The sequence below is a fragment of the Bradyrhizobium sp. AS23.2 genome (assembly GCF_001908185.1).
GTDB lineage: Bacteria > Pseudomonadota > Alphaproteobacteria > Rhizobiales > Xanthobacteraceae > Bradyrhizobium.
This window is the reverse complement of record NZ_LGHM01000220.1, coordinates 1-11,253: the sequence shown is the minus strand read 5'-3', so window position 1 is coordinate 11,253 and position 11,253 is coordinate 1. Positions and strand designations below refer to the sequence as shown.

The window sequence follows — 11,253 nt, the reverse complement described above, 5'->3', positions numbered from 1 at the left end:
CTCACCCGAATTCGATCTGCGATCGAATTCGACCTCTCCCCGCAAGCGGGGCGAGGTAAGAAAGCTACACCGGAATCCTGACACTCGCCCGTAGTCCGCCCATCGGGCTGTCGCCGAGCGTGATGTCGCCGCCATGCGAGCGGGCGATGTCGCGGGCGATTGCAAGGCCAAGGCCCGTGCCGCCTTCGTCCTGGTTGCGGGCGTTGTCCAGCCGCAGGAATGGCTTGAACACCTCTTCGCGCAGATGGGCGGGAATGCCCGGTCCGTCGTCGTCGACCGTGACGGTCAAATAACGGTGATCGCGCTGGCCGGCGATGGCGATGGTCTTGCCGTAGCGCGCGGCATTGGTGACGAGGTTGGCCAGGCAGCGCTTGAACGAGGCCGGCTTCACCGTGACCACGGGCAGGCCGTGGAACGCCACGGTTGCGGTGTGGCCGTGGCGTTCGGCGTCGCTGCGCAGCTCTTCGAGCGCTTGCGCCATGTCGGTCGGCTGCGACTGCTCGCCGGAATCGCCCCGGGCAAACGCAAGGTAGTCCTCCAGCATCATCGACATTTCGTCGACGTCCTTGCGCATCCCCTCCAGCTCGGGACTGTCGCCGATCAGCGCCAGCTCGAGCTTGAAGCGGGTCAGGATGGTGCGCAGATCGTGGCTGACGCCGGCGAGCATCGCGGTGCGCTGCTCCATCGTGCGCTCGATGCGCGATTTCATTTCGAGGAAGGCGACCGCCGCGCGCCGCACCTCGCGTGCGCCTCTGGGGCGGAAGTTCGGCGCCTCGCGGCCCTTGCCGAAACTTTCTGCGGCGTCCGCAAGCCGCAGGATCGGCTTGATCTGGTTGCGCAGGAACAGCACCGCGACGATCAGGAGGATCGAGGACGTCCCGACCATCCAGAACAGGAAGATCTCCGAGTTCGAGGCATAGGCCGCGCTGCGCTGCGCGAACACGCGCATCACGGCATCGTCGAGCTGGATGCGGATCTCGACGACATTGGAGCGACCGACCGTGTCGATCCAGAAGGATCGCCCGATCTGGCGGCCGAGCTGCACCGACAGAGTCTGGTCAAGCAGCGAGAAAAACGGTTTCGGTCCCGGCGGCGGCATGTCGCCGGGGGGCAGGAAATCGACTACGAGGCCGAGGCGCTGCTGGGCGATGCGGCGGATCTGGTCGCGGTCCTTGTCCTGCGGATAGCCCTTGTAGACGTCGATGAGCGCGGCGATGTCCTGCACCACTGCGGCCGACAGGCGGCGCGTCACCGTGTTCCAGTGCCGCTCCATGAACACGAAGGCGACAACCGATTGCAGTATCACCATCGGCACGATCATGATGAGGAGCGCGCGGGCATAGAGGCCGGTCGGCATCCAGCCCTTGAACGCATTGCCCATCCAGCCATTGGCGGCGGAGACGCGGCCGGCGGCGCTCTTCAAAAGCGTCAGGCCGGTATCGATCGTGCTCATCAGTCGCGCTTCACTTGATCTATGGCGAGGCCACCAGCCGATAGCCGATGCCGCGCACCGCCTGGAGGAACAGCGGGTTGGCGGGATCGGTCTCGATCTTGCGCCGCAGGCGGTTGATCTGCACGTCGACGGCGCGCTCGTTCACGCTGCCGTTGCCGGTGAGTGCGCTGCGCGGGACGGTCTCGCCCGGCGTCTCCGAGAGGATGCGCAGCATCTCGCGCTCGCGGTCGGTGAGGTGGATGACCTCCTCGCCCTGGCGTAATTCGCCGCGATCGAGGTGGAAGACGTAGGGGCCGAACGCGATCTTCTCCACCGCCGCGGCCTGTGGCGGCGGAGCGGCGCGCTTGAGGATGTTGTTGATGCGCAGCGCAAGCTCGCGCGGCTCGAACGGCTTTGCCACATAGTCGTCGGCACCGATCTGCAGGCCCTCGATGCGGCTTTCGGCTTCATGGCGCGCCGTCAGCATCACGATCGGCACCGAGGAGGAGGTCCGGATGAAACGGGCAAGATCGAAGCCGGTCTCGCCGGGCATCATGACGTCGAGGATCAGGAGGTCGAAATGCAGGCTGAGCAGCTTCGAGCGCGCATCGCCGGCGCTCGCGGCGGTGGTGACCCGATAGCCTTCGCTGGCGAGGAAACGCGAGAGCAGATCGCGGATGCGGCGGTCGTCGTCGACGAGCAGCAGATGCGGGGCGTCGTCGGCGGGGCGCGCCGGCGGGCGGGCGAGAGTGGCAGCGAGCGGCACGGTCACTCCTTTGCGTCTTGATTGACGGAGGCGAAGATCGTCTCGAGCACCTTGTCCGGATCGTCGCGGTCGATCATCGCGCGCAGGAAGCGCTTGACGGTCTCGGCATCCTGCGGAGCCATCTCGGCAAGCGCCTTGGTGATCCGCGTGGTCTGGAGGCCGGCGAGCTTCTGCACCAACGTCTCGCCTTTCGGCGTCGCGTAGAGCAGGCGCTGACGGCGATCATTATCGCCGGTCTTCTGCACGATATAGCCCTCGTCCAGGAGCTGCTTGAGCACCCGGCCGAGCGACTGCTTGGTGATGCGCAGGACGTTGAGGAGGTCGGCGACCTTGAGGCCGGGATAGCGGTAGACGAAGTGCATGACCCGGTGATGGGCCCGGCCGAAGCCGAAGGCCTCGAGCTCCTGGTCGGGATCGCCGACGAAATCGCGATAGGCGAAGAACAGTAGCTCGATGATATCCCAGCGCAAATTGCCTCCGCCGCCTGCGGCCGACCTGGGCTCGGTGGCGTCGTGAGAGGGTGTCACGAAATTTATGTCAGGCATATTGACGTATCTTGGGTTCAATGTTACAAAACGATCGACCCGCACGAAATTTTAGATCGTTTCGCGTCGGGTGTCATCGAAGCAGGACGGCCGCGGATAGCCCAACAGGCGCCGACGGCCGGAGCAGATCTACCGTACGATTGTCGAGCGGCATTTCGGCAAAACATACTGGACTTCTGCCTTCCGCAAAAGCATGTCCTCGGCGACATGCTGGCCACGGAAACCGGCCGTAACAAGGCTGGCGGTGGTTCGGCCAGAAACCCAACCAAGCCAGCCGGGCCCGAAGCAGGGCTGGCGGGCGCCAGAACAGCGCCGCTACCGGCAGCGGGAGGCAAGGAAATGAGCATGAAATTCGACATCCAGCCCGCATCCAATCCGACCCCCGAGAAGGACCGCGTCGCCAAGCTGGTCGACCCCGGCTTCGGGCGGGTCTTCACCGACCACATGGCGATCGTCCGCTACAGTCAGGCCAAGGGCGGCTGGTACGAGGCGCGCATCGAGGCGCGCGCAAACTTCCAGATCGATCCGGCTGGTGCCGTCCTGCACTACGCGCAGGAAATCTTCGAAGGCCTCAAGGCCTACAAGCGCGACGACGGCGGCGTGAACCTGTTCCGCCCCGACGCCAATGCGCGGCGTTTCAAGGACTCGGCCGACCGCATGGCGATGGCGCAGATCCCCGAAGACGTCTTCATCGAAGCGGTCGAGCAGGTCGTGCGCATCGACCGCGCCTGGATGCCGGGCGGCGAGGGCAGCCTGTACCTGCGGCCCTTCATGATCGCGAGCGAGACCTTCCTCGGCGTCAAGCCGTCGTCCGAATACATCTTCGCGGTGATTGCGTCGCCGGTCGGCTCCTATTTCAAGGGCGGCCCTGCGCCGGTCTCGATCTGGGTCTCGGAGAACTACACGCGCGCTGCGATCGGCGGCACCGGCGCCGTCAAATGCGGCGGCAATTATGCCGCGAGCCTGCGCGCGCAGGCAGAAGCCATCCAGCACGGCTGCGATCAGGTCGTCTTCCTCGACGCGGTCGAGCGCCGCTACATCGAGGAGCTCGGCGGCATGAACGTGTTCTTCGTGTTCGATGACGGCTCGCTCTTGACGCCGCCGCTCGGCACGATCCTGCCCGGCATCACTCGCGACTCCATCATCGCGCTCGCCCGCGATGCCGGCAAGACGGTGCGCGAGGAGCCGTACTCCCTCGATCAGTGGCGCAAGGATGCGGCAAGCGGCAAGCTGAAGGAAGCGTTTGCCTGCGGCACCGCCGCCGTGATCTCGCCGATCGGCAAGGTGCGCTCGGTGAGCGGCGATTTCGAGATCAGCGGCGGCGCGGCCGGCCCCGTCGCCATGGGCCTGCGCAAGCAGCTCGTCGACATCCAGTACGGCCGCACCAACGATCCGCACAACTGGATCCGCAAGGTGTTTTAATTTCTCGTGTCCCGGACGCGCTGCAGCGTGAAACGCTGCTGCGCAGAGCCGGGACCCATCTTGCGGCGAATGGACCCCGGATCAGCAGCGCACCACGCCGCCAAGAGGCGGCGCGCTGCGCAGCATCCGGGGACGCCAATCGGCAGGCATGTGCCATGAACTCCCCGCCACGGTCGCGCGACAAAGCCCGAGACACCGAGTCATCCGGACATCGCGCTCATGCCATCCAAGCTCCCCCAGCCTCTGAAATGGGCCGTTCTCGCCGCTGTCACCGGCGCCACCGTCTTCGGCATCCTGACCATCGGACCCAAGCCCGAGGTCGCGGCGGAAGACCGCTCGCCCATCGTCGACGTGCGCACCACCGATCCGGAGATGAACGCCGCGATCGCGCGCGCCCGCGGCTCGCTCCCGACCTTCTGGGCCTCCTATGACGCGCCAAAGCCGTCGGAGACCGGGCACTCGCTGAAAGTGCACTTTTCGACTCGAAGGGGCGGTGAGCACATTTGGATCGCCGACGTGAAAAAGCTGCCGAACGGGGCCTATTCGGGTCTCTTCGCCAACGAGCCGCGCGATCTGCCGGGCAAACGGGCAGGCGACGAGGTCAAGTTCAGCGAAGCCGACATCTCGGATTGGATGTTCATGCGCAACGGCAAGATCGTCGGCGGCGAAACCATCAAGCCGACGCTGAAGTCGCTGCCGAAAGCGGACGCGGACGCGATCCGGGCGCGCATGGAGCAGCCGTAGGGCGAGCCGGCGGTTGCCGCTTTGCGCGTCGGCTGGTAAACGCCGCGCATGGCCGAGAAACCCAAGAAACCCCAGAAACTGAAGGCGCGCCTGCCGCGCGGGCTCGAGGATCGCGATCCCGCGGCGATCCGGGCGACGCGCGAGATGGTCGAGAAGATCCGCGCCGTCTACGAGCTCTACGGCTTCGAGCCAGTGGAAACGCCGGCGATGGAATACACCGACGCGCTCGGCAAATTCCTGCCCGACCAGGATCGTCCGAACGAGGGCGTGTTCTCGTTCCAGGACGACGACGAGCAGTGGATTAGCTTGCGCTACGACCTGACTGCGCCGCTCGCCCGCTACGTCGCCGAGAATTTCGACACGCTGCCAAAACCCTATCGCAGCTATCGCGCCGGCTATGTGTTCCGCAACGAGAAGCCCGGCCCCGGCCGCTTCCGCCAGTTCATGCAGTTCGACGCCGATACGGTCGGCTCGGCGACGCCGGCGGCGGACGCCGAGATCTGCATGATGGCTGCGGACACGATGGAGGCGCTGGGCGTGCAGCGCGGCCAGTACGTCGTGAAGGTGAACAACCGCAAGGTGCTCGACGGCGTTCTGGAAGCGATTGGGCTCGCGGGTGACGAGAACGCGGCACGCAGGCTTACTGTGCTGCGCGCGATCGACAAGCTCGACAAGTTTCCCGCCGAGGAAGTGCGCAAATTGCTCGGTCCCGGAAGGTGGGATGGTGGCGAAGAAGGCAAGGGCGACTTCACGAAAGGCGCTAACCTGAGCGCGGCGGAGGCTGACGTTGTTCTGGCCATCACCGAAAAGCGCGACGATTGGAAAGAGGCAATTGCTGCGGCAGATGTCTATCTGGCCAAGAGCGAGATTGGTCGGGCCGGCGTGAGCGAGCTGGAAGAGATTGCCAAACTGGTCACGGCGTCAGGTTACGGTGCGGACCGTATCCGCATCGACCCCTCGGTGGTGCGCGGTCTCGAATATTACACCGGGCCTGTTTACGAGGTCGAACTCCTGCTCGACACCAAGGACGAGAAAGGCCGCCCGGTACGGTTCGGCTCGGTCGGTGGCGGCGGACGTTATGACGGCCTCGTCTCGCGCTTCCGCGGCGAGCCGGTGCCGGCGACCGGTTTCTCGATCGGCGTGTCGCGCTTGCAGGCCGCACTGACGCTGCTCGGCAAGCTCGACACGCGGCCCGAATTCGGCCCCGTCGTCGTCACCGTGTTCGACCGCGACCGCGTTTCCGACTATCAGAGGATGGTCGCGAGCCTGCGCACCGCCGGCATCCGTGCCGAGCTCTATCTCGGCAACCCCAAGAACATGGGCAACCAGCTCAAATATGCCGACCGCCGCAATGCGCCCTGCGTCATCATCCAGGGCTCCGACGAAAAGGCGCGCGGCGAGGTGCAGATCAAGGATCTGATCGAAGGCGCGAAAGCGGCGGCCGCGATCGCCTCCAACCAGGAATGGCGCGAGAGCCGCCCGGCGCAGTTCTCGTGCAGCGAAGCCGATCTCGTCGCGAAGGTGCGCGAGGTCCTGGCCCGCCATGACGTGAGCTGGGGTTAGCCATTCGCACGCGACGTCATGCCCGGGCTTGTCCCGGGCATCCACGTCTTGTTTGATGGGAAAGAACGTGGATGGCCGGGACAAGCCCGGCCACGACGACAGCAGCAGGGAGAAGACGATGCCTGAGATTACCATCAGCATGGCCGAAGGCCGCACCGACGAGCAGAAGGCCGGCATGATGCGCGACATCACGCAGGCGCTGGTGAAGAATCTCGGCGTCGATGCCGAAGCCGTCGTCATCCAGATCAACGAAGCCCCGCTTCGCCACAAGATGAAGGGCGGCAAGACTTTTGTGGAGCGCGCGGCCGCGGCGAAGAAGTAGGCACCGCTGGTTCGACATCCAGCGCCGTCGTCCCCGCGAATGCGGTGACCCATAACCACAGGGAGTGGTTATTTGGCGAAGCGCTAACTCCGAGTCCCCGTAATCACGACGCCCTGTGGTTATTGCGACGAGCGCAAGCGCTCGCGCGGGGGTCCCGGATCTGCGCTTCGCTCGTCCGGGACGACACCGTGTGTGAGGCAACATGGACGCACGCGACTTCATCAAGATCGGCATGAGCGCCGAGCGCACGCTGGTGGTCCCGGCGGAGCGCACGGTCGGACATTTCGTGCCAGGCATGCCGATGGTCTATGCGACGCCGATGATGATCCTGGAGATGGAGATGACGTCGGGCGATGCGATCCGCAGCGCGCTTCAACCGGGCTGGGTCACCGTCGGCACCGAGGTCGATATCCGCCATCTCGCCGCTGCGCTCGTCGGGGCGACGGTGCGGACCACCGCGAAGGTGGTCGCGGTCGAGCGCCGCGTCATCCGTTTCGAGGTCGAGGCGTTCGAGGGGACGCGCAAGCTTGGCGAAGGCCGTCACGCGCGCGGGCTCGTCAATGTCGAGATGTTCAACAAGCGGCTGGGGGCGTAGCCGCGGGCGCGGGCCTCGTAGCGCGACGCGGTAGGGTGGGCAAAGGCGCGAAGCGCCGTGCCCACCATTCTCTCCGAGGTCGCAATTGAGGTGGTGGGCACGCTTCGCTTGGCCCACCCTACGGCATCCAGCTACTTCGCCAGTTCCTTCGACCGCTTCGTCGCCGCCGCAATCGCGCGGATCATCAGCTCGCGCAGGCCTGGCTCGCCCATCAGCACGCCGAGTGCTGCGGCCGTGGTGCCACCGGGCGAGGTGACGTTCTGGCGCAGCGTGCTGGAGGGAAGATCCGACCGGTGCAGCAGCTCGCCGGAGCCAGCGACCGTTTCGCGCGCGAGCTTCGTCGCCAGTGCTTCGGGCAATCCCGCTTCGACACCGGCGCGGGCCAGCTCTTCGGCGAGCAGGAACACATAGGCCGGGCCCGAGCCGGAGACGGCGGTCACCGCGTCCATCAGGCCTTCATCGTCGACCCACTCGACCGAGCCGGTGGCGCGAAGCAGCGCATCGGCCACAGCTCGCTGTCCGGCGCTGACATTCTTCGCTGCGACTGCCACCGTGATGCCGCGGCCGATCGCGGCCGGCGTGTTCGGCATCGCGCGCACCACGGCGCCGCCGCAGACTTCCTGGAGCGAGGCGATTGTGGTTCCCGCCATGATCGAGACCACCGAGGTCTTGTCCGCGACGAACGGTTTCAGCTTCGCGCCGGCTTCGCGGAACATCTGCGGCTTCACCGCGACGACCAGCGTCTCGACCGCGCCAGCAGTCTTCACATCGGGATTGAGCGCGACGCCCTTGGCGGCAAGCGCGGTGATCTCGGGCGAGATATGCGGATCGATCACCGCGACGCGGCGCGGATCGAGCCCACCCGCCAGCCATCCGGTCAGCATCGCGCCGCCCATCTTGCCGGCGCCGGCGAGGAGGATGGTGCCGGTGATGTTTTGAAGAGTGCTGTTGTTGGTCAAAGTGGTCACCACACACGAGCTGTCGACCCCGCCTAGTGCGCAATTGCGCACGGGGGGGCGGGGACCCATAACCACAGGCGGTTCTAATGGACGGAGGGCAGAGCAACAAGCGTTGTGCCACAAGCGGCATCACGCGGTATGGGTCCCGGATATGCGCTTCGCTTGTCCGGGACGACGGAGGAGGGAGTTGCGGTTCCCTCACCATCTCGGAGAGAGGCCTACGCCTCTCCTACGGTGTCGAACATCGCCGCGTCCATGGCCTGCGCGGTGGTCTTGCCGGCCCACACCACGAACTGGAACGCCGGGAAGTAGCGCTCGCAGGCGTGGATGGCGCCAGCGAGCATGGCTTCGCATTGCGCAGCCGACGCAGTCAGTCCGCCTGGTAGCACGAGCGCCTGACGATGCATGATCATGCCGGTGTTGGTCCAGAGATCGAAGTGCCCGATCCACAATTGCTCGTTGACCGCGGCGACGAGCCGCTGCACCTCGCCCCGGCGCGCGACCGGAATCTTCATGTCGAACGCGCAGGCCAGATGCAGCGCCTCGATCTCGCTCATCCAGGTGAAGGAGATCTGGTAGTCGGTCCATTGTCCCTTGGAGACAATCGTGAGTTCGTCTTCACCGGAGCGTTCGAACGGCCAGTTGTTGCTGGCAGCGATGTCCTCGACCACCGCGAGCGGATGGTTTCGGGAATCGATATTGCCTTCGAGCAGGGACATGCCGTCTCGACCTCTTGCCTTATTGTTGTCTTGATACGCACGCGGTTCGGCCCGGTGCGCGCTCCCTAAACGTCGCTACGGCGATTCCTCGGAGTCGCTTTTGCGATCCCTCAGGGTCGCTCTTGCGATCCCCTCGGATCAGCACGGGCCTGTCGCGGATCAACTGATGTGATTTGCGGAATCTGCGCAACTGGCTGCCGAGTCCGTCCACAGCCTCGGACTCGTTCGTCCACAGCTCATCTCTCGGCCACAATTCTTAACGAATGAGAACAAACCGGAATCGGATTCGCGAGATGAGCGCTAATCGCTAATTCCGCCGCGAGGGCCGGGCCGCCAAGAGGACCTCCAAGAGGACCTCCATGGCGGCATGGGACCATGCGGTTTTTCATGCGGAACGCGCTTGCTGCGGCCCCGAACCGGCGTCATATTTCGTGTCAGGCCGTTCATCCCGGACGGCCGATGTTCTCAGGGCGGGGTGAAAGTCCCCACCGGCGGTAAGGGCCGAAAGGCCTAAGCCCGCGAGCGCCTTCTTCCGACGGATTTTTTCCAGCGGGGAAGGGTCAGCAGATTCGGTGCAACTCCGAAGCCGACGGTCAAAGTCCGGATGAAAGAGAACGGTCGGTGGCAGACGCATCGGAAGATGCGGCTGTTTGTCGTTCCGTGTGCCCTGATTCTGGTCCTTAAGAAGGAAAGCCATGAATCAGATGTTGCAAGATCCCCAAGCCGAAGCTTCTGAAGTCACCCAACCGCCGGTTCCGCAGGATCCGGCGCCCGAGCATCCGCGCTTTGCGAAGCCGCAGCGGGTAGCCTTCGTGCAGGCCTGTTGGCACCACGACGTGGTCGAGGAGGCCCGCATCGCCTTCATGAAGGAGGCAGAAGCGCGCCATCTCACTCATGTCGACGTGTTCGAGGTGCCGGGCTCGTTCGAAATCCCGTTGCACGCGCAGATCCTCGCCAAGACGCGGCGCTACACCGCGATCGTCGCGGCGGGCCTCGTCGTCGACGGCGGCATCTATCGCCACGAATTCGTCGCCGACACTGTGATCAAGGCGCTGATGGACGTACAGCTCCGCACCGAGGTGCCGGTGTTCTCCGCCGTGCTGACGCCGCAGCAATTCCACGAGACCGAGGTGCACTACGATTTCTTCCGCAGGCATTTTGCCATCAAGGGCGTCGAGGTCGCGGCAGCCTGTGCGGAGACGTTGCTCGGGCTCGAACGCCTGCGCGGCCAAGTCGCGGCGGGAATTGTGTAACGGCAGCTTCACACGCCGCTGATTGTCAATTCCGCCGCCGTCCTTATAAAGTCGGCGGCGGGAGGAGGCCGCTCCGTGGAGACGGGGCGGCCGACAAGATCATGTTCGAAGGACACGATCCCTATCTCGTCGCGCTCTCTGTGGCGATCGCGAGCCTGGGGGGCTATACCGGCTTTGCGCTTGCCGCTCGCATCCGCAACACGCCGGGCGTCAGCAATCGCGTGCTGCTCGCGGGTGCTGCTGCGTTTCTGGCCGTCGGCATCTGGACCATGCATTTCGTCGGCATGCTGGCCGCACCGCTGCCTCCGGACACGGTCTATCTCGTCCTGCCCACCATCGTCTCGTTCCTGATCTGCGCACTGGTGGTCGGCATCTCCCTGTTCTTCGTCTCGGTCGGCGAGCCGTCCTTGAGGCGGGTCGCATCGTCGGCCGTCCTGCTCGGCGTCGGTATCGCCAGCATGCACTATGTCGGGATCCATGGGCTGGCCGGTTCGTTCGGCATCGTGCACGACCGCTCGATGGTGCTGCTCTCGATCCTGGTCGCAATCGTCACCGCCTATGGCGGTCTGCGCGCCTTCCTGGCGCAGCAGGAAGGTGTTCGCCTGATCGTCAGCTCGATCGTCTTCGGCGTGGCGGTCTCCGGCATGCACTACACTGCGATGCTGGGGATGCATTTCGAGCCGCTGACCGGCGAGGGGGATCACCATCTCGGCGGCAGCCTCGCTGCGTCGCAGCAAATTCTCTCGATCGTGGTTGCCCTGTTGTGCTTCGTGATAGCGGCCGGCTTTTTGCTCTCGCTGGTGCCGGACCCGCGGCGGCAGGCGCAGGCTCCCGCCGCTGCGGAGCCGGTCGCGATTCCTGCCGTGCCTGCCACCGCGGAGCCGGTAGCACTGGCCGCTACATCATCGCCGCGACCGGTGGCGCCGCTCGGCG

At 65.2% G+C, this 11,253-nt stretch carries 12 protein-coding genes and 1 riboswitch; of the genes, 7 read left to right on the top strand and 5 right to left on the bottom strand.

All coding sequences use genetic code 11. The features are described 5' to 3' along the window. Positions 1 to 64: 64 nt before the first annotated feature. From AC630_RS37600 to AC630_RS37590, 3 genes are read right to left on the bottom strand one after another with little or no spacing between them, the layout of a single operon-like run. The gene (locus tag AC630_RS37600; RefSeq protein WP_074123426.1) at positions 65 to 1,453 is read right to left on the bottom strand and encodes an ATP-binding protein; all 1,389 of its coding nucleotides are present in this window, start codon (positions 1,451 to 1,453) and stop codon (positions 65 to 67) included. A gap of 19 nt (positions 1,454 to 1,472) precedes the next feature. Then, entirely contained in the window at positions 1,473 to 2,204 is a 732-nt protein-coding gene (locus AC630_RS37595; protein ID WP_074123425.1) for a response regulator, read from the bottom strand. Beyond that, complete coding sequence (locus AC630_RS37590) at positions 2,201 to 2,743, bottom strand: MarR family winged helix-turn-helix transcriptional regulator (RefSeq protein ID WP_074123424.1); 543 nt, start codon at positions 2,741 to 2,743, stop codon at positions 2,201 to 2,203. The genes AC630_RS37595 and AC630_RS37590 overlap by 4 nt, the downstream gene beginning before the upstream one ends. A 339-nt stretch (positions 2,744 to 3,082) precedes the next feature. Here AC630_RS37590 and AC630_RS37585 point away from each other — a divergent pair, with 339 nt between their 5' ends. The 5 genes from AC630_RS37585 to AC630_RS37565 all read left to right on the top strand — a co-directional run bounded on the left by AC630_RS37585 (position 3,083) and on the right by AC630_RS37565 (position 7,389). Continuing rightward, positions 3,083 to 4,165 carry a branched-chain amino acid aminotransferase gene (locus tag AC630_RS37585; RefSeq protein ID WP_074123423.1) on the top strand — a complete coding sequence of 361 codons (1,083 nt, stop codon included), beginning with the start codon at positions 3,083 to 3,085 and terminating at the stop codon, positions 4,163 to 4,165. Positions 4,166 to 4,384: 219 nt separating this feature from the next. After that, the gene (locus tag AC630_RS37580; protein ID WP_074123422.1) at positions 4,385 to 4,909 is read left to right on the top strand and encodes a YegJ family protein; all 525 of its coding nucleotides are present in this window, start codon (positions 4,385 to 4,387) and stop codon (positions 4,907 to 4,909) included. Between the two features lie 48 nt (positions 4,910 to 4,957). After that, a complete protein-coding gene (gene hisS, locus AC630_RS37575) occupies positions 4,958 to 6,472 on the top strand; it encodes a histidine--tRNA ligase (RefSeq protein ID WP_074123421.1) in 1,515 nt (504 codons plus the stop codon). A 55-nt stretch (positions 6,473 to 6,527) separates the two neighbouring features. Beyond that, positions 6,528 to 6,794 (top strand): tautomerase family protein, encoded by a 267-nt coding sequence (locus AC630_RS37570; RefSeq protein ID WP_283808480.1) that lies wholly within the window; start codon positions 6,528 to 6,530, stop codon positions 6,792 to 6,794. Between the two features lie 202 nt (positions 6,795 to 6,996). After that, positions 6,997 to 7,389, top strand: coding sequence for a thioesterase family protein (locus AC630_RS37565; RefSeq protein WP_074123420.1), 393 nt, complete (start codon positions 6,997 to 6,999; stop codon positions 7,387 to 7,389). A 131-nt stretch (positions 7,390 to 7,520) separates the two neighbouring features. Here AC630_RS37565 and proC read toward each other — a convergent pair whose 3' ends face one another. Then, on the bottom strand, positions 7,521 to 8,348 hold the full coding sequence (gene proC, locus AC630_RS37560; RefSeq protein WP_502691583.1) for a pyrroline-5-carboxylate reductase: 828 nt from the start codon (positions 8,346 to 8,348) through the stop codon (positions 7,521 to 7,523). Positions 8,349 to 8,566: 218 nt separating this feature from the next. Beyond that, positions 8,567 to 9,067 (bottom strand): type III secretion system chaperone family protein, encoded by a 501-nt coding sequence (locus tag AC630_RS37555; protein WP_074123418.1) that lies wholly within the window; start codon positions 9,065 to 9,067, stop codon positions 8,567 to 8,569. Between the two features lie 457 nt (positions 9,068 to 9,524). After that, a riboswitch (FMN riboswitch) is annotated at positions 9,525 to 9,687 on the top strand. A 75-nt stretch (positions 9,688 to 9,762) separates the two neighbouring features. Between AC630_RS37555 and AC630_RS37550 the strand changes: the two genes are divergently transcribed. Together AC630_RS37550 and AC630_RS37545 are read left to right on the top strand one after the other, a co-directional pair. Next, on the top strand, positions 9,763 to 10,320 hold the full coding sequence (locus AC630_RS37550) for a 6,7-dimethyl-8-ribityllumazine synthase (RefSeq protein WP_074123417.1): 558 nt from the start codon (positions 9,763 to 9,765) through the stop codon (positions 10,318 to 10,320). Between the two features lie 101 nt (positions 10,321 to 10,421). Then, positions 10,422 to 11,253: MHYT domain-containing protein (locus AC630_RS37545; protein ID WP_074123416.1), on the top strand; the 832-nt coding region annotated here is incomplete at its 3' end.